Below are 18,632 nucleotides of genomic sequence, written 5' to 3'. Positions count from 1 at the left end.
ATATGAAATATATTTGGGGATGTGACATGCCATCAGACATAAGAGAGGGGATGTATCATGAACACACCATTACATACGAATTCAGATCATCAAAATGCAGCTTTTGGATTTGCATTAGCTGACTCATCCGTACTTGCAGAGGCACAATTAGTTGTTTCACAATCAGGAGGTGCAGGTGACCTACAGTTAGATATTGATCCGCAGCGCCTTCTGAAGGATGGACGTAAAGTATCTGTCATTGCACAACAGTTGGATTCACCGGTCAATCGTCAGGATGCCAATATCATCTATGGTCAGGAGCTGGCATACGTGCAGTATGCTGTTAACCTGAAACCGGATAGCTCAATCTCCATTGCATCTATTGAAGGCGTTGAACAGTCTGTTAATCTTAGTTGGGCAGCATTTACAGAGGGGGAATACGAACTTCGAATCTCCCTGCATATGAAAACACCTCGTATTGCTGAAGGTACACTCGAACCAGAACAACTTGCAATGGTTAAGTATGCGCAAGTTATCACCGCATATATATCGCTTTTCCCGGCAGATGCAGCGTCGTTGAGTTCACCATCTCAAGCTGTGTGGAGCAGAAACCATCATGTGTTTGACTCCTACGGCAGAGGAGGATTTATTCTCGCTGACCTGCCTCGACTCGCTGAACGTGTAGAGGCACTGATAGGACCGGGTAAGCATAATCTGATCGAACAATTTGCTGAAGGAAACTTGTCGGATACTTTGCTGGATGAGGGGCTGATGGCGATCGCCTGGGGCGTGACTCCGTGGTGTTATTCACTCTATTCTGCACCAGATGAGCAGTCTGCTCGAATACTCGCCGTGGACAAGCTGGGCGATGAACCTGAACGGCAAGGGATCTACCATCTCGATCCGTCCATTCAACAATTAAGTATCGTACCTGCGAATGAGCTAGCTTACTGGCCTGCCTGCGTTCAGAACGATTGGCCTGTCATTGATGTGGCGGGCGAAGGCGAGACGTTGCATATGGATCTGTATACTCAGATCTGTGAATCCGTGAATGGGTTGCACGAGAATCCATTGCCATCGTTTGTACTTACTCGCAATCAAGGCAAACCCGAAACGATCATTCCACTGATTGATGTTGTCATTGTGGATGAAGCCTAGGGGCTCTGTTCAGCTTAAGAAGGTTGTTCTGTCATCGCAGTGCCCGTGTAAATAATCTTAGTCAATTTATAAAGAACCGAATTGAGGTGACGTAGGCAGATGATGACCGAGGAGATTCAGGAGCAATATGCGGACGAGCTAGAAGCTTTTCACATATGGATGAAGGACGCCGGATATACAGGCCATACAGTAAAATCATACACCGGTGACGTGGTGGAATTCCTGGTCTCCATTCAAGGAAAGTCACTGGAGCAGGTCAAAAAGCTGCATGTGTTGTCTTTTCTGTCCCGTGCCCGGGAGCGTGGGGTTAGTGATGCCACGAGAAATCGCAAACATGCGGCGGTGAACTGTTTTTACAAGTCCCTCATTGAACTCGAATTGTTAACCAATAATCCGGCGTTTGGGATCAAAAAATCCAAAACCGAAAAAAACCGTGCGCCCGTTTTCCTTGATGAAAGTGGGCTGACACGTTTTCTGGAGTCGGTAGAAGGCAAGTATCGTACACGTAATCTGGCTGTTTTTCTATTGATGGGATATATGGGATTACGGGTTGGAGAAGTACATGCGTTGGATTGCAAAGACTATAATGCGGAGCGGCGTACATTGGATGTATTTGGTAAAGGTCGGAAATGGCGCTCGCTTCCTGTACCGGAGACTGTGGCAAAAGTATTATCTCAAGCGATGGCTGAGCGTCTCGATCCTTGGCGGCCAAAAGAGGAAGCGTTATTTGTCTCGCAGAAAGGGAAGAGACTGTCGATTCGCAGCATCCAGCTCATATCTACAGAAACCTTTGAACGTTTCCAGCAGGAATCACCAGCCAATCAACGTCAAAACTACTCCAGTCATAAGCTGCGTCACTCCTTCGCGACCATGATGTTACGGCGTGGAGCCGATCTGCGTACCGTGCAGGAGCTACTTGGTCATGCATCGATTCAAACAACAACCGTGTACACACACGTCACCAGTAGGGAGAAAGAAGAGGCTATGGCTTTGCTGGACGTAAAACTTCCGACATATTAGAAGAAAAAAGCCAATATTTAATCCGAAAAGGAGTCTGTCCAAGTGACAGGCTTTTTTTGTTATTGATTTGGATGGTGGATATTTAAACATAATTAATATTATGTAAACTAATATCTGAAATCTAAATAGGCCTATAATAGAAATCAAACAAAAGAACCATTCGCCTCTTCTCTTTAGAAGAAACAAATGGCCCTTTTGGCTAAGACAGATATCTTAATTTACAACTTTTAACGTGCTAAATCGTTCACGATATGAATGATTGCGCGATTGAATTACTCGAGTCCAGCGATCTGTTCTTTTAATTTGTTAGCAGAAGCCTGGAAAGCCACTTTTTCGGTTTCATTCAACGGAAGAGGCAGAATTTCGCGCACACCGTTGCGATCGACAACACATGGAACACCCAGATAAACATCCGATACACCATTGTAATCTTCAAGGTACGTGGATACGTTCAGAACGGAGCCTTCGTTGCCGAGAATTGCAGCTACAATGCGGTCCAGAGCAAGGGCGATTGCATAGGAAGTCGCTCCTTTGGCATTAATAATCTCATACGCTGCATTTTTGGTACGGTCGAAGATATCCTGCTGTGTTTCTTCATCCAATTCCAGATCTGTTCCTGCAACGTTAGCCAGGCTCCATACTGGTACTTCGGAATCGCCGTGCTCACCAATAATATGTGCGTGAATACTACGCGGGTCGATCCCTTTATTTTTACCAATCAGGTAACGGAAACGTGCGCTATCGAGCAATGTACCTGAACCGATGACACGTGAAGCAGGCCATCCACTTTGTTTCCATGAAGTATAGGACAAAATATCTACAGGATTGGTTGCAATCAGCAAAATACCATGAGAATTCACTTCAGTAATACGCTCGATAATATCTTTGAAAATGCTTGCATTTTTCTTCAGCAGATCAATCCGGGTTTCGCCCGGCTTCTGGGAAGCGCCGGCTGTAATAATAATGATATCTGCATCTTTGCAGTCGGAATAATCGCCAGCCCATACTTTCACGCCTCCCGTAAATGGAAGACCGTGGTTCATATCCAGCATTTCGCCGGTTGCTTTATCATGATTCACATCCACAAATACCAACTCGGACGAACGCTGTCTCAACATTAGCGTGTATCCCGTTGTTGTTCCCACCGCACCCATGCCTACAATCACGACACGACTTGGTTTCAGAGCTGCACTATTTGTCATGTTCAATATCCTCTCCTTTTTGGGTTATACTCCCATCCATATTAAGGGATTAGAGAATATAAAGCGAGTGTTGTCTATAAAATAGTTCACATTTCATGTCTTTTTACCAAGTATTCCGTCGAAAAACAGTTTAGGATGAAATTAATGGTAATAAATGTGCGACCTATAGCCCAGAGTATGAGCTGGAAAAAGGGAGCGGGCCGACCATGAGTGGGCAATGAGCCTTTTACATAAGGTTTGTGGTAGAATAGGAGCAGTGGATTCTGATGAATCGTAAATAAAACGCCATAGGACAGGCATGCGCGCCTGTATATTGGATGAGAGAGGTGGAACCCACTTGCGTTTGCAATGGATTAAAATCGCGCAGACAGCATTGCTGTCTATAGGTATAGCAGCTGTATTGGCTGCATGCAACGACTCAGATCAACCTCCGGTAGCAGAACCTCCGCAGCAGCAGGAGGACGCCGGGAATACAGGGCAGACGTTAACTGTCGTTCCCCCTGTGAACAGTACAGAATCTGCAGATATGGCCAAGTACCAAATACAGACCCGTTTGACCGATTTTCAGTTGCTTAATGACAACGGAGGATTGGCGTGGGGGGTGACGCGGAATGCGCTGCGCCTGTACTACACTCAGGATCAGGGAAAGACCTGGACCAATATTTCACCTTCGGAAAATGTACAATTTCCGGCTAACCCTAAATATGGACAAAGCATTTATTTTGTAGATCGTGCGCACGGTTGGATTGTTCGTGAAGGTATGGGTGGAACAGATACCATGGTGCTTCGCACCAACAATGGGGGCGTGACATGGAGTCTGTCTTCTCTGTCCAAGACGGATAAAGTGACTGCGATCTCATTTGTATCTCCTGAAAAAGGCTGGATTCTCACTACGGTCGATACCGCTATTGGTAAACAGGACAAGAAACTTTACTTCACCGAGGACGGTGGAATTACCTGGAATCGGATGTCATCCAGTGATGAAGATGGCAAACAGGAAGCAGAAGAGATTTCCAAACGTGGATACACCACGGGCATGACTTTCTCGGATCCAAAACATGGTTTCTTAACAGCGCTGGAGTTCGGCACACCGAAGTTGTATGTAACATCAGACGGTGGAGAGAACTGGGATACTGGACCATCTTTCTTTGATCGAAACAAATTCAACGGGTGTGGGAATTTCAGTGTCAGTTCACCACAATTTTTTGGACGTGAAGCGCAATCAGCCTGGATGTCAATGTCCTGTTCTAAAGGGGAGGGCACGACATTCAATGGATTTTTTACCACCGACGGCGGAAAGAGCTGGAAGCTGTCCAATTTCACTTTAAACAAACAAACGGGTCCGAATCGTAACCTTTCACCAGTATTTCTGAACGCATCGGAAGGTTGGGCGATGCAAAAGGGCATAACCTACCACACCAAGGATGCGGGCAAAACGTGGAGCGCTCTTCCTGCAAGCAGTGTACTGGAGAAAATTCTCGAAGATTATCCGGAAATTGTGAAGATGCAGATGGTTACCCCCAAGCTTGGCTGGATATTGGTTGAAAATACAGATGCCAAAAGATCGTTGTTATTGCAAACGGTAGATGGCGGTGTACATTGGAAAGTACTCTAAAGTAGAGTGTTATCGATGTGAATAGATAGGAGAATGGAGAGGAGCCTAAGGGTTCCTTTTCTTTTTTTGCTTAGTTTGTGAAATAAATCACAAATAAATACGTCAGAAGGTGATATATTTAACTCAACAAGAGAAGGAGTGATGAAGATGAGAACCAACGGTCAAACTCAATTCACGCAGGCGGATGAATTAACCAGATATATGCTTCAATTATGCTACACATGCGACGATGCGAATCGTTGTACCACAGAGGATGCAGTGAAGGCTTGCATGGCAAAACACGCACAGGCAGACCAGCCCGAACCAGCTGAAGGTGGAGAAGTAACTCGCGGGTATATGGACTTGATGTACGCATAGTTATCAAAACGGATCAAAGAAGGCTGATATATCAACGTTTTGCCCCTGAAGTACCCCCCTAGAATAGGACATTGGAAAAACCTCTGGGTTTAGCCGATGAAATTCTAGGGGGTGTATTTTTTTATGGCGATTAAAGGACACTTTGAAAGTGTTATCTCGGTTGTTATCACGATTACTATTGTAAGAGGAACGTTAGCAACTGAATCAGTTATTTATTCCGCGACATCTACGAATGACTTTGGCCCTCTGGCACCACAGATTATCACATTTCCAGCAAAAGATTTCAATCCACCACTCTTACTACAATTGACGTACACTGCTTTTATAGGCACTAGTCTGGTACCTGTTATTCGTGTAGGTCCTGAGAACTTCGATTGGTTCATTGTCTCAGACTAATCTGAACAAAAAGAATAATTATGGTGATATAGGAACAAATCCGATAGCATCGGTAAATATGACTTCACTGGCATAAAGCTGGAGGAGTCATTTTTTATTATTTGGATTTTAAATCCCACAAATGTTAAAGTTAGGATATCCGACAGAAGATAGGGGAATACTTAAATGGAAACTAAAGCAAATGGAGTTCTCAAAAATTTGACTTACCTTGTTTTAATTATTGTTTTATTCGCAGTTGGATCTATGTTACTCAATAACCAACTTACGCAAGCCAGAACGAGATTTGATGTTAGTCCTTTTTTGATGACAATTATACCAATTGTTTTCTTCGGAGGTATTGGTGTGGTTCTTGGATTAATGATTAGAGGACAATTGAGATCAACAAAACAACAGGACACATCGGGTTTCCTACTGATAACTTTACCGGCTCTTATTGTTTCTTTAAGTTATGTATGGGCCTCATTTGGATGGTTAAATGATTCTGTATATCAATATATTGTTGTTAATGACTATTTAGTGATTGTGGCTAGTGTAATCTTAGGATTCTCTATAATGTCAGCTTTACCAAAGAAAATTTAGGGTAATATCGGAATTGAGTTGGAAAGGTTCTCAGTAAAAATCCAACTTCTAATACCTTTAATTATATTACAGGCTGGGGTTATGTGAATTGGTATCCTGACTCAACCGTTTCAGGTCCTAGAGGTAACTCTGAAGCAACTGTAACTGCTACAGGTATGGGCTCGGGCTACAAGTTATTCTTATTCTATGCATTAACTAAATAATTGGACTTATAAATTATGAACGAGCTCCACTACTAAAAGTTAGTGGGGCTCTATTTTTAATTATAGAGTTTTATCAAGCAGCGTGTCCGGCTCTTGTTTGTCTGTAGCTCAGCAGTAGCCTTGCGGCCTAGTAAACGTTTGACAATCCGGACCGCTTGATAATACTTATCTGCCCCATTCCCATAAATGTATGTGATGTCTCCCGCGCTGTTATACTTCCAAGGTAAAGTTATCTCCAATAGAACAATTCTGTTTTTTTCTGGAATTTATGACCGGTAGTATAATTGGGCTTAATGAAATATCTCCTGAATTGAATACATAATAGAGCAAGAGGGATTACCTCACTGCTCTTTCTTTTTATTTGGTCGTATATTCACTTACTTCAAACGTTAGAATTTTATCGAATATCACGTAATCTGTACGCTTACTAAATGGACCTTTGTTGTTGCTGTATTTGTTGATGGCGAACTTGGCCGGTCAAGCTCCTCCATCACGAGCATCATACCAGTTGAGGAATGCATTTACCTCACTCATTGGAAGATCGTATTCTTTCTCTAAACCAGTTGTCAATGTGACTACTAGGATAGCACGATCCCCAGATGGTTGTTCAGGCTGTGGTTCTGGGATAGAAGGTTGTTCTGGTTCTGGTTCAGTTTACAGCCCTCAACTAAATGCAGTCGAGGGATTATGGAAATGGCTGAAATCCGATGTAATTAACAACGTCTTCTACCACAAAGTGACTGAAATTCGCATCAACGTAGAGCAATTCATGAACAGATTATGCAAGTGCCTTTGACAATCATAGATCTGCTCTGCGTCAGGTTCTAGCGAGTCGTTTCTTTAGTTCCATTTAAATAGAACTCAGATGAGAAGCAATAAATCAGCTTGTACAACTACAAACGTATGTGAGAGAAAATTATAGTAAGATGGATCTGATGTACGCTTAGACTAATGATTCACGGAGAACGCTCCTGCGGGAGTGTTCTTTTTGATTTGTTGATAAATGTATGCGTTTTTAAATTCACTTCGCAAATATTGTAGCATGGGTTATTATAGAAACAATTAAGGTAATTTACTCAAAATGTGGAATTCGTGATAAAGGTCCGAAATAGCAGAAAGGATAAAACTATGAATATTCAAGATCTCCCGATTGAAATAAAAGAACATATAGGGGAAGTCCAGAAAATCACTTTTCCTAAGCAAGGTCATACTTCTACTGTGGCTATACTGGATACGTTTGATCAAAAGTACATCATCAAGAAGACAGAAAACGATCTTTATAATGAATGGTTATCCGATGAATATAAGGTACTCCAATACCTTTACCATACGGGACTCCCTGTTCCAAAGGTGTATTCATTTCATACTGAGGACACATCGAGATGGCTTCTGATGGATTATATTGATGGAATAAGTTTAAGAGAATTTCTCTCTAAGATGCCTGACCTTCAAAGTAAAGAAAAAGCGATTTTTAACTTTGGGCTTTGTTTAAAGAAAATACATGAATGCACTTGTCCTGTTGAATTATTGAACAATGATAGTCCTTGGTTAGATACAATGCTTAGTAAAGCAGAATATAATCTAACTCACTTTGCTGTAGACGGATCAGCAGAACTACTTCAACAGTTGAAAGAAGGAAGACCAAAACCAATAGAGAACACTTTCATCCATGGAGATTTTACTATAGATAATGTGCTAGTTAATGATTGCAATATTGTTGGAGTTATTGACTGGGCAGGAGCAGCTTATGGCGATCCAAGATATGATGTAGCATTAGCCATTAGACCGAAACATAATGCGTTTGATAATGAAAGAGATAGAGAAATCTTTTATAACGGGTATGGAAAGTTAAGAATAACGGATGAAGAATATAATTATTTTGAAGATGGGATATATAACTTCTTTTAGTCTGGCTGAAAATCATGTTGTTTCGGATTAAAAAATGTTCCGTTTCAGTCATTTAACTCTTGATCTGTTGAGTGCATTAGAGAAGTAAGTTCACACGAACACAACCGCACGGACTATCCACATCGCAACTAGCGATTGAGCTTAATTCGGAGGAAGTCGTGAACTCAAGACAGGTATACGATAACTTTAAGCAAAGGGATGAAATCTTATGGAATCTTCGGAAATCTTCAATATAGTTGAGTTAACTCTAGAGGGTTTGAAGAAAAGATTAGATAGTAATAATTCATTATTAATACAAGGTTCAACTGGTTATAGTGAGCCTGCAAGATTTACGTTTTATCCGGGTTCATCAAATCAGGAGATCGATTCTTTATTTGAAGAGTTAAATTTAGTTATTCCTTGGGACTATAAAGCTTTTTTACTAAATCATAATGGAGCAGATCTATTCGTGCATCCCTTTTATGGAGGGGGGATCCAATTGTATAGCTTAAACATGATTCGACAGGTATACATTGATTATGATTATGTTAGCATGATACCGCAGGGTTGGATTCCAATAGGTTCGGATAATGGAGATATGCTTTTTATAAATACGAATGAATGCATTGATAGATTTTCTAGCTATTTGTATTGGACTGAAATGTTGTTCGTTGATAGCGCAATTAAGGTGAATATGAATTTTGAGAGATGGTTTGAAAGACTGATTATATGTAATGGCGCGCATTTCTGGAATTGGAATAATGAAAATTCTGAACGTTATTATAGGCATTTACAAGGACACATTGAAAATGTGAATAACTATGATGGCAAGAACTATACGCTCGCTTTGTCAAAGAAGGAGTCGAATAAATGAGCCCTCCAAAACATATCTTATCTGCCGCTGCAATCGTGATCAACGAACAAAATGAATTATTACTTATTAGAGGACCACGAAGAGGATGGGAAATGCCAGGTGGTCAAGTGGAAGAAGGAGAATCTCTAAGTCAAGCTGCGATCAGAGAAACGAAAGAGGAGTCCGGAATCGACATTGAAATCATCAAATTCTGTGGAATATTTCAGAATATCGAAAATTCAATATGTAACACATTATTTCTAGCCAAACCAATAGGAGGAGAATTTATTACATCATCGGAGAGCTTAGAGTCTGGTTTCTTTCCGATCGAAGAAGCCATTTTAAAAGTCGAATGGAAAAACTTCAGAGAAAGAATAGAGTATTGCTTAAAACCTGAGATGCTACCTTTTTGCATTGAGTTCAGTGATAAAAATAATATTTAAAAGTTTCCGAAAAGGAGGTTCAATCATTGAAACGAGTCGATGTAAATCGTTGGAGGGAGAGAGGAGATATCAAGACCAGACGAAATCTCTGAGATTGCATGGTTGGATATAACACAGGCAGATGAGCTTATGCCTTACTACAAGAACGGCTTTAAAAGCTTACTTAATGGCAATGAGATTACATATTTCAACGAAGGTAACAAGTAATGTTCTGAATGTAGTGTATAAAGGAGGCTATCAGATGAACAAGTACAGTGTTTATGAAACAAACAGCTTTTATTGGGATACAAAAGGGAATGACTTTTTGAGTGCAATCGTGCTTCCACATTATGGAGCATTTATCTCAGAAGAAAAACACCAACTTTTTGGTGATGTCTCAGGATTAAAGATGTTAGAGGTGGGCTGTGGAAATGCTCAATCCTTGCAGTATCATGGAGACCGCAAAGCAGGTGAACTGTGGGGTATGGATTTATCCCAGAAACAGATAGAAAAGACACAACAACACTTGAGGACATACGGAATTCCTGCAACATTGATATGTTCACCCATGGAAGAGGAATGCGGTATTCCTACTAATTATTTTGACGCTGTGTATTCGATTTATGCCATAGGTTGGACAACCGATCTTGAAGTTACTTTCAGCCGAATCGCTTCTTATTTAAAGAAAGATGGTATTTTTATTTTCAGTTGGTCTCATCCAATTCATAGATGTGTCGTTGAAGAAAATGATAGATTTGTCTTCAATAAGCCATATTCTGATGAATCGTGGTATGCGATATCTCCTGACTTTTGTCAGGGTGAATTAACCTTGGCTGATCGTCAAATATCAACCTATGTCAATGCGTTAGCGAAAGCGGGATTTGTCATTGAACAAATGATAGAAGAATCCGATGAGGATATCATGCAATTACATAATAATAGCGATAGTCTCCTTAAAAGAGCGAAGATGTTACCTGTATCCTTTGTAATTAAAGCAAGAAAACGATGATTAAATGAAATGAATCGGAGAGTGGGATATGTTTAAATATCAAATGGATACTGCTACCTATGTATCGCTATTGGCAATGAAAGATGCACCCCAATTATATAATCTGATCGATCGAAACAGGGATCATATAGGAGCGTGGTTGAAGTTCCCCAGCATGACATTAACAGAAGATGATTCAAGAAATTTCATCAAGAGAACACGTATACGCTATGCTCAAGATGATGGTTATTGGTTAGGAATCTGGTGTGGAGACGAGCTTGCTGGTTCTATTGGATACTTATACATTGATCAAGAAAACAAGAAGACTGAAATAGGATATTGGCTTGGTCAGGATTATGAGGGTAGGGGACTTATTACAAAATCGATTAAAATTCTAATTGATTACGCATTTGATGAACATGAATTAAATAAAGTTGAAATTGGCGTAGCAACAGACAATCTCAAAAGCCGCGCAATTCCTGAAAAATTAGGCTTTCAACGTGAAGGTGAATTAAGAGATTACGAATATATTAACGGTACATATTTAAACAGGATTATTTATGGGTTGAAAGCAGATCAATGGAGAACGTAATAGATCAAATTTTATTTTAACTAAAGGGGCTAGTTATGAGAAAATTACCGCTGTTTGTAGTGACAGGCGCGAGTGGAACAGGAAAAACAACGATCTCTTCGCTTGTTCGGAAGCAACTTCCCGAATTTGACGTCTTTGATATGGATATCATCGATAACGTGGATTGGCAGATTGCCAAAGAGAATTGGTTGAGGATTGCGTATAACATATCGCTAAGTGGACGAGGGACTGTTTTATGCGGAACGATGGTTCCGGAAAACATTGCATCGTCGGATTACATAGATCGATTTGATCGAATTCTATATATGAATTTGCATTGTGACGATGTTACTCGCGAGACGCGTTTAAGAGCCCGTGGGTGGGACGTGAACTTGATTGAAGATCACAAGAATTTTGCCAATTGGTTACTCCAGAATTCGGAAACTGCGTTTGACCCGCCAATGCAAACAGTTGATACGACAGAACTTACAGCAGTGGAAGTAGCTGAACAAGTTAAAGAATGGGTTTTAAAGAACTGGTGTGTTGAATGAACATCTAAAAGACATCGTCTGATGAGACGAAGGAGGTCACGAATTGTTTCTCAATGTATTACTTTGGTTGATTATTCTCTGGGTGATCTCCCTTTATTTCAGTTTTCCTAAGAAAGATCGCATGTACACAGTCAATGTGCCAAGCACATATTACATTCAATCTTCAAATCGGTTGGATATTCAGAAAAACTACGAATGCGCTGCATTTTCCAGTGCGTTTGTCTTGAGACATTTCGGTTTGGAGTCCAACGGAACAAAGCTTTATGAAACCTATCCTCGCAAATTACTGGATGGGACGGTATATCCCAAAGCGGTCGTTGTTTTTTTCAGAAAACTAGGATATCAGGCAATGTACTTACGAGGAAATGTGAATACGTTGAAAAAACAGATCAGCCAGGGTGTGCCTGTTATTTTATTTATTAGAGTACATCCCAAACAACGTTATTTGCATTTTGTTCCCGTCGTTGGCTATGATGAAACGCATTTTTACTTGGCAGAATCGTTAGACCACAAGATTAATTGTGATGAAGAATATTACAATCGAAAAATCAGCATAAGTGAACTCAACACGTTATGGAGGTCGTGGTTACCTTTTTCTCAAAACTCCTATATCGTCGTCCATCCGACGCAGATTTAAGACGGCTCTCTTTCAATGGGCATGATTTATTAGCTTTAAACGAACTAATCGGCATTATTCGGAACGTCTGCGTTGTTAAATCATGAAACTCATGCCCAAATGGCATGAGTTTTTTTGAACAGATATCGCTACGTAAACCAGCTCGCCTCAATTAATGGTTATGAACAATTTAGATCAACCGTATGGGCGGTGTGATATCCATTTTATTGTTTTTTCTGGGAATTAGCTGAGTTTTTAACTAAAATGGTTGTTCGTCCACGCACCTTTTCATCTACATACGTACATTAAACTATGTCTGTAGGGAGGTGTCCGCACTGTGAGTCATTCAGAAGTGAAGAAACGTATGAAGAGAAAAAAGGCAACATTCCATCCGTGTAAAGTTAAAAGAAAAGAACGCCGATTGAAAGTGGTCAAAAAGTTCGTTCGAGTAAAATGTCCGCCTCCAGAAGTGAACATATCTACACCTACTGTTGTTGGCCCAACAGGACCACAAGGTATACAAGGCGTACAGGGCGTACAAGGTATTCCAGGTAAACAAGGGGTTGAAGGGCCACCTGGAGCTCAAGGACCAGCGGGGGGGCCACCTGGACCACAAGGGCCTCAGGGACAGCCAGGTCCTGCTGGAGCGATAGGCTCTCAAGGTCCGGTCGGACCTGCTGGACCTATGGGAGCACAGGGGATTCCGGGAGAAGCAGGGGCCGTAGGGCCACAAGGTCCTCAAGGTAATCCAGGTCCTGCCGGAGCAATTGGACCTCAAGGTTTTCCTGGAGCTGTTGGGCCGACGGGGGCGACAGGAGTAGCAGGACCGGCAGGCGCGGTAGGCCCTGCCGGAGCAGTGGGCCCTGCCGGAGCAGTGGGCTCGACAGGACCAGCAGGTGCAACGGGAGCAGTAGGCCTGACAGGTGCGACTGGAGTAGCTGGTCCCGCTGGAGCCACAGGAGTTACAGGAGTTACAGGTGCGACAGGAGCAGCTGGAGGCGTATTGGGGTTCGCTGACTTTTTCGCCCTGATGCCACCTGATAATGCTGCTACGGTTGCTCCAGGTGCAGATGTTAACTTCCCTCAAGATGGTCCAACAAGTGGAACGACGATCTCTCGCACGGGCCCTAGTTCATTCAATCTGGCAGCCATTGGTACGTATTTAGTTATGTTCCAGGGGAGTATGAATGAAGCTGGGCAACTTATGTTAACACTCAATGGTGGTGATCTTTCCAATTCAGTAGTGGGACGGGCAACAGGTACAAGTCAGATGCCAGGAATGGCTCTCGTGCAAACAACAGTAATAAATTCAATTCTAACCGTACGAAATCCAGCAGGTAATTCCACTGCATTAACCATGACGCCTCTTGCAGGCGGAACCAGACCTGTATCGGCACATCTTGTGATCACACAAATAGCGTGAATCCGTTAACAGGCTAGCAAACTCTCCTCAACTTTATTAAATATGCATCCACAACGGTAACATGGGTTTGCTTGAACTGAGATAGCAGTGCTTTACCTGAGGCTGTTATCTCAGTTGGAGCGGATAATGGTACAGGAGTAAGTACATATCGGATACCCTTTTTGTTTTTGAGGAATGGTGAAAACGTCACTACTAATTATTTTTTCAGTAGATAATATGATAAAATATTGGAAAAACATCAGAGGTGAGTGCATGAAGAATGGACACTGGATAAAAATTACATGGGTTGTTGCGGCATTATTATTAATCATGGTCACGGCTTGCAGCAATAGCAAATTCAATCCAAACGAATTTTCAGAACAGGATCTGGCTGTGACGAAGACCGACAGTGAGGATAAGATTACGTATGGAATGAGTCAGGAAGAGACGGAGAAAATCCTCGGTGAGGGAACATCAACCGGTGTGGGTCAATCCTATCAATACAATAATGGAATCACGATTGGTTATAGGGATGCCCAAGTCGTTAGTATCATCTTGAATAAGGACTCGAAAGGGTACTTTAAGACGGCTCGCGGGGCAGAGGCGGGGATGACACATCAAGAGATTCTCGATCTGTATGGCAAGGAACATGTTTTGGTCGAATCTGAACGTAATATCGATTATGCCTATCATATTCAGAAGGAAACATTCCTGGATGAGAAGTCGCTGCAAGCGGAAAAAGATGATTTGGCTATCTATCGTGCATCGTTTATGCTGACAAAAGAGGGACAGGTTAATCAGGTTATATTGTCGGATCAACGATTTGCAACAACCTTTAAGTAAAACATGGCTGCCAGGCAGCAGGGTATTAGATAATGAAATAGTACTTATTTTCGTATGAAGCAACCCTTCGGTATTCTGCCGGAGGGTTTTTCCCTTCACATCGTTGGATTTCAATCCGGATAACAAGTTCCTTGTTTACGTGCATATACATTACTGGAGACGGGTCAAGACTCCGGCTGTCCTAAGTTGTATGAACGGAGGGAGAGACATGGGCATTGAATCATCCTGGATGTTTGATTTGTTTGGAACCGTCTTTCCGGTTGTATTTGTTCTGATTATAGGTATAGTTCTTCTGTCGATGGGAAAGGAGGTATGGAGGTGGGGACGTAACAACTCGGAGCCCCTATTGACCGTGCCTTCACGAATCACCAGCAGACGGATGAAGATGAGTCAGTCGCAATCTGAACCGGGCAGTACAGCACGAACGTTATACTACGTCACCTTTGAAGTGGAAAGTGGAGATCGGCTCGAATTCAAAGTCAATGGCGAAGAGTATGGCCTGTGTGCTGAGGGGGATGAAGGACGGCTCTCGTTCAAAGGAACGCGTTATGTAGGCTTCGAGCGATATAATCGCGTATATTCTGAACGCCTACGGGGTTAAACTGAGCAGCTTGCGCCAGGATGGCGTGAGCTTTTTTTGATTATTTATTGGACAAGCGTTTCTTAATGGGCATAACGTGTTTTTATATAAGAAGAGGCTTAATCAGATTATGATCAAAAGATCATTACCATAGAGGAGGCAATCAATATGTCATTTACAGATCAGGTCGTTGTTGTAACCGGGGCCGCTCAGGGAATAGGACGAAGTGTGGCTGAGGCTTATGCAGTCGCTGGAGCCAAAGTTGTACTTGCCGACTACAAGGAAGCAGAAGGGGCGGCCGCGGCAGCTTCCATTCGTAATGAAGGCGGAGAAGCCATCTTTGTCCAATGTGATGTTCGGAGCGAGCAGGATATTACGAATCTGTTTCGGACAACCGTGGAAGAATTCAAACAAATTGATGTTTTGGTGAATAATGCAGGACTCGCCAAGTGGAAGTCACCCTATGAGCTGACGCTGGAAGAATGGGACGATGTACTCAATACCAATGTGAGAAGTTGCTTTTTGGCGAGTCGGGAAGCAGCCAAACATATGAAAAGCAATGAACATGGGGGTGCCATTATCAACATGTCTTCAACTCGTGCGCTGATGTCTGAGCCGGATACCGAAGCTTATGCAGCATCCAAAGGAGCGATTGTAGCTCTGACGCATGCGCTGGCGGTCTCATTGGGCAAAGACCAAATTCGGGTCAATTGTATCAGTCCGGGATGGATTGAGACAGGTGACGTGGAGAAATTGAAAAAGGAGGATCATGAACAGCATCCCTCCGGTCGTGTGGGTGTTCCTTCGGATATCTCCCGTGCTTGTTTATATTTGTCTGATCCAAGCAATACCTTTGTCACAGGGACCAACCTCGTTATTGATGGAGGCATGACCCGAAAAATGATATATGAGGACTAGAACCGGGATTGAACCGGGCGAGCCCTAAGCTGTCCCAACTTCAGAGCAATAAGCCCAAGTTAAGCACTTGGGCTTATTTGTTTTTAATAACTCGGTTGCTATAATAAATGTGATTTTACAACAGTAGAGGAATGGAGGGAGTATATGTTCGGGAAACAATCCCGGAAGGTATTTTGGCTGTTACTGCTGATCGGAGGGATGATAATGATAGGGAATGAGTCACCTGCTGAAGCAGACGGCGCAGATATACGGGCGGCCTGGGTATGGCAGGCACAGTCTGTTAGCAACGGAGATGAGCTGTTGGCCAATGCAGCTAAACATAAGATAAACAGGCTGTACGTGAATGTAGACATGGCGCTGTCCAAAGAGGTATACCAGACGTTTATAGCCAAAGCAAGCCGTGCAGGTATTGCGGTTGAAGCGCTGGGAGGCGATCCATCCTGGGCACTCAGTGGCCGTGAAGGCCCCATGCTCAGATTAGCGTCTTGGGTAAGTGATTACAATCAAGCTGCTGAGCCCAACGAGCAATTTGATGCCATACATCTGGATATCAAGCCCTATGTGTTACCAGCTTGGAAAGAAGATGCTAAACCATTGGTACAATCCTGGGTAGCCAATATGAATCTGTTATTTGAGCAAGTAAGACAGGATGGCGCAGTTAGAGTGAATATTGACCTGCCATTTTGGTTGGATTCCTATACCGTTACAGGAAATAGAGTTTCTGAAGATGCAGATAACGAACCATTGTCACGTTGGTTCATTGACCGAGTGGAGCATGTCACTTTACTCGCTTACCGTGATAATGCGCAAGGGAACAATGGTATCATACGTTTGATTGAACAGGAAATGAACTGGGCAGATGCCAGCAATGTGAGCGTCACGGTTGGGTTGAACACCAAGCCCATGCCAGGCGAGGAGTTCACGTCATTTGCCGGTAAAGGTGCGGCACAACTGGAAAGTGTTATTGAAGAAGTTGCCTCCGCATTCGGCGAGCATAGTTCCTACGCAGGTTCTGCTGTACATGACATCGTATACTGGGGAGAACTGGAGCCGTCGGAACTGCCATCACCCGAGATTCCATCCAATCAGCCAGAGATTCGGGGAACGTATATCTGGGAGGCCTCTCAGGTGACGAATGACGGGGGAGAGCACATACTAGCATTTGCTAGAGAGCAGAATATTAACTGGTTGTATGTCCGGTTGGACCTGGATCAACCCTATTCCAGCTATCGCAGTTTTGTGAAACGGGCAAAAGCGCAGGGCATTGAGATCCATGCGATGGGTGGACACCCCATCTGGGGCAAAAAGGAGAATCGTCCACGCATTCAGCGCTTGATTGATTATGTGAAAAACTATAATGCTGAATCCGAACCTGATGAACGATTTGAAGGCATCCATCTGGATATTGAGCCTTACACTTTGCCAGAGTGGGAGAATAGTCGGGACACCTTATTGACCGAATGGGCTGCCAATATTACATTTTTCCAGGAAGAAACAAAGAAGGACAGTGATCTCGAAACAAGCGCAGACCTTGCTGTATGGCTGGATAGCTTCGCGTTACCAGGAAAGGATACATCTGTGGCTGAATTTATGATCCGTACACTCGATCATGTGTCGCTGATGGCTTTCCGTAACAACGCCGAAGGTTCCAATGGGATTGCTGCTGTTGTGAGTCAGGAGATGGAGATCGCCGATCGTTTCGGTAAAAGGTTGATGATTTCGGTCGAAATGAAGCAGAACCACGAAGGTCCTCATATTTCTTTTTATGAAAAAGGGGCAGCGGAGATGGAACTTCAGCTTGCCAAGCTTCCGGATCTGCTGGCCGAATATCAGGCTTACCAAGGCAACATTGTTCATGCCTATGATTATTGGATTGAAGCCAAGCCTTAAACAGGCGAGTATTATAAGAAACGAGTTGCTTCGGGACTTCACCTTGGGTGAGGTTCCGGGCTTTTTTTTATGGAAAAAAGATGGAATCGTGTCACCGAATGGGCTCCTGCACAATACGATGTACGGAGATGAACAGCTGAAACAAGGGAGGAAACAGACTATGGCTGTTATTAAAGCCAACTCAGAGGACGTCAAGCTGCTGGCTAGGCTCATGAGGGCAGAGGCTGAAGGTGACGGCGATCAGGGTATGTTGCTTGTGGGCAATGTAGGTGTGAACCGGGTGCTGGTGGATTGTCTGGACTTTAAGGATATTCGCGATATCAATCGTATGGTATTCCAGAATCCAGGAGGCTACGAGTCAACACAGAAGGGGTACTTTTACCAACGGGCAAGACAGTCCGAGATTCGTCTCGCACAACGGGTGATCAATGGAGAGCGCATCTGGCCAGCGAGCAATTCATTGTGGTTTTTCCGACCTGTGGGCGACTGCCCACCAACGTGGTATGACCAGCAAAATACAGGACGTTTCAAAGCGCATTGTTTCTTCAGTCCGACAGGCGATGACTGTCCGGAAGTATATTAAATTTTGGGAGGAATCATCA

Annotated in this window: 20 protein-coding genes and 2 pseudogenes; 20 read left to right on the top strand and 2 right to left on the bottom strand. The window is 43.1% G+C overall.

Features of this window, described 5'->3' with window-relative positions; translation table 11 throughout:
* Positions 1 to 57: 57 nt before the first annotated feature.
* Together EL84_RS23700 and EL84_RS23695 are read left to right on the top strand one after the other, a co-directional pair.
* Positions 58 to 1,137: a hypothetical protein gene (locus EL84_RS23700; protein WP_047843347.1), complete on the top strand. Its 1,080-nt coding sequence runs from the start codon at positions 58 to 60 to the stop codon at positions 1,135 to 1,137.
* 99 nt (positions 1,138 to 1,236) lie between these two features.
* A complete protein-coding gene (locus EL84_RS23695; RefSeq protein ID WP_047843346.1) occupies positions 1,237 to 2,157 on the top strand; it encodes a tyrosine-type recombinase/integrase in 921 nt (306 codons plus the stop codon).
* A gap of 272 nt (positions 2,158 to 2,429) precedes the next feature.
* On the opposite strand, the gene EL84_RS23690 is transcribed toward EL84_RS23695, so the two are convergent.
* A complete protein-coding gene (locus EL84_RS23690) occupies positions 2,430 to 3,359 on the bottom strand; it encodes an L-lactate dehydrogenase (protein WP_036613729.1) in 930 nt (309 codons plus the stop codon).
* A gap of 337 nt (positions 3,360 to 3,696) precedes the next feature.
* Here EL84_RS23690 and EL84_RS23685 point away from each other — a divergent pair, with 337 nt between their 5' ends.
* From EL84_RS23685 to EL84_RS23670, 4 genes are all read left to right on the top strand, one after another.
* Positions 3,697 to 4,974: a WD40/YVTN/BNR-like repeat-containing protein gene (locus EL84_RS23685; RefSeq protein WP_053061592.1), complete on the top strand. Its 1,278-nt coding sequence runs from the start codon at positions 3,697 to 3,699 to the stop codon at positions 4,972 to 4,974.
* Between the two features lie 147 nt (positions 4,975 to 5,121).
* Positions 5,122 to 5,331 carry a hypothetical protein gene (locus EL84_RS32165; RefSeq protein ID WP_047843345.1) on the top strand — a complete coding sequence of 70 codons (210 nt, stop codon included), beginning with the start codon at positions 5,122 to 5,124 and terminating at the stop codon, positions 5,329 to 5,331.
* Between the two features lie 123 nt (positions 5,332 to 5,454).
* Positions 5,455 to 5,727, top strand: coding sequence for a hypothetical protein (locus EL84_RS23675; RefSeq protein WP_053061591.1), 273 nt, complete (start codon positions 5,455 to 5,457; stop codon positions 5,725 to 5,727).
* A gap of 165 nt (positions 5,728 to 5,892) precedes the next feature.
* Positions 5,893 to 6,306, top strand: coding sequence for a hypothetical protein (locus tag EL84_RS23670; RefSeq protein WP_047843344.1), 414 nt, complete (start codon positions 5,893 to 5,895; stop codon positions 6,304 to 6,306).
* A gap of 560 nt (positions 6,307 to 6,866) precedes the next feature.
* On the opposite strand, the pseudogene EL84_RS32615 reads toward EL84_RS23670, so the two are convergent.
* Positions 6,867 to 7,157: pseudogene (locus EL84_RS32615) on the bottom strand (hypothetical protein); the annotation flags it as partial.
* 7 nt (positions 7,158 to 7,164) lie between these two features.
* Between EL84_RS32615 and EL84_RS32610 the strand changes: the two are divergent.
* From EL84_RS32610 to EL84_RS23605, 14 genes and pseudogenes are all read left to right on the top strand, one after another.
* A pseudogene (locus EL84_RS32610) lies at positions 7,165 to 7,337 on the top strand (IS630 family transposase); the annotation flags it as partial.
* Between the two features lie 300 nt (positions 7,338 to 7,637).
* Complete coding sequence (locus EL84_RS23665) at positions 7,638 to 8,417, top strand: phosphotransferase family protein (RefSeq protein ID WP_047843343.1); 780 nt, start codon at positions 7,638 to 7,640, stop codon at positions 8,415 to 8,417.
* A 208-nt stretch (positions 8,418 to 8,625) separates the two neighbouring features.
* Entirely contained in the window at positions 8,626 to 9,270 is a 645-nt protein-coding gene (locus EL84_RS23660) for an SMI1/KNR4 family protein (protein WP_053061590.1), read from the top strand.
* Positions 9,267 to 9,692, top strand: coding sequence for an NUDIX hydrolase (locus EL84_RS23655; RefSeq protein WP_047843342.1), 426 nt, complete (start codon positions 9,267 to 9,269; stop codon positions 9,690 to 9,692). The genes EL84_RS23660 and EL84_RS23655 overlap by 4 nt, the downstream gene beginning before the upstream one ends.
* Before the next feature lie 241 nt (positions 9,693 to 9,933).
* Entirely contained in the window at positions 9,934 to 10,680 is a 747-nt protein-coding gene (locus EL84_RS23650) for a class I SAM-dependent methyltransferase (RefSeq protein WP_152683064.1), read from the top strand.
* Positions 10,681 to 10,708: 28 nt separating this feature from the next.
* Positions 10,709 to 11,251 carry a GNAT family N-acetyltransferase gene (locus tag EL84_RS23645; protein ID WP_047843341.1) on the top strand — a complete coding sequence of 181 codons (543 nt, stop codon included), beginning with the start codon at positions 10,709 to 10,711 and terminating at the stop codon, positions 11,249 to 11,251.
* Positions 11,252 to 11,286: 35 nt separating this feature from the next.
* On the top strand, positions 11,287 to 11,781 hold the full coding sequence (locus EL84_RS23640) for an AAA family ATPase (RefSeq protein ID WP_047843340.1): 495 nt from the start codon (positions 11,287 to 11,289) through the stop codon (positions 11,779 to 11,781).
* A 43-nt stretch (positions 11,782 to 11,824) separates the two neighbouring features.
* Complete coding sequence (locus EL84_RS23635; RefSeq protein ID WP_047843339.1) at positions 11,825 to 12,418, top strand: C39 family peptidase; 594 nt, start codon at positions 11,825 to 11,827, stop codon at positions 12,416 to 12,418.
* A gap of 316 nt (positions 12,419 to 12,734) precedes the next feature.
* The gene (locus EL84_RS30955; protein WP_053061589.1) at positions 12,735 to 13,820 is read left to right on the top strand and encodes a collagen-like protein; all 1,086 of its coding nucleotides are present in this window, start codon (positions 12,735 to 12,737) and stop codon (positions 13,818 to 13,820) included.
* 252 nt (positions 13,821 to 14,072) lie between these two features.
* Entirely contained in the window at positions 14,073 to 14,642 is a 570-nt protein-coding gene (locus tag EL84_RS23625; RefSeq protein WP_047843338.1) for a hypothetical protein, read from the top strand.
* A 208-nt stretch (positions 14,643 to 14,850) separates the two neighbouring features.
* Complete coding sequence (locus tag EL84_RS23620) at positions 14,851 to 15,243, top strand: DUF2500 domain-containing protein (RefSeq protein ID WP_017688132.1); 393 nt, start codon at positions 14,851 to 14,853, stop codon at positions 15,241 to 15,243.
* Positions 15,244 to 15,390: 147 nt separating this feature from the next.
* Positions 15,391 to 16,140 (top strand): SDR family NAD(P)-dependent oxidoreductase, encoded by a 750-nt coding sequence (locus tag EL84_RS23615; RefSeq protein WP_047843337.1) that lies wholly within the window; start codon positions 15,391 to 15,393, stop codon positions 16,138 to 16,140.
* Between the two features lie 204 nt (positions 16,141 to 16,344).
* Positions 16,345 to 18,030 (top strand): hypothetical protein, encoded by a 1,686-nt coding sequence (locus tag EL84_RS23610; RefSeq protein WP_152683063.1) that lies wholly within the window; start codon positions 16,345 to 16,347, stop codon positions 18,028 to 18,030.
* 160 nt (positions 18,031 to 18,190) lie between these two features.
* Positions 18,191 to 18,613, top strand: a complete 423-nt coding sequence (locus tag EL84_RS23605) for a cell wall hydrolase (RefSeq protein ID WP_036613979.1) — start codon at positions 18,191 to 18,193, stop codon at positions 18,611 to 18,613.
* Positions 18,614 to 18,632: the final 19 nt, after the last annotated feature.

This window comes from Paenibacillus sp. VT-400, from assembly GCF_001029205.1.
In the GTDB taxonomy this organism is placed as follows: domain Bacteria; phylum Bacillota; class Bacilli; order Paenibacillales; family Paenibacillaceae; genus Paenibacillus; species Paenibacillus amylolyticus.
This window is presented reverse-complemented; position numbering and strand designations above follow the sequence as displayed.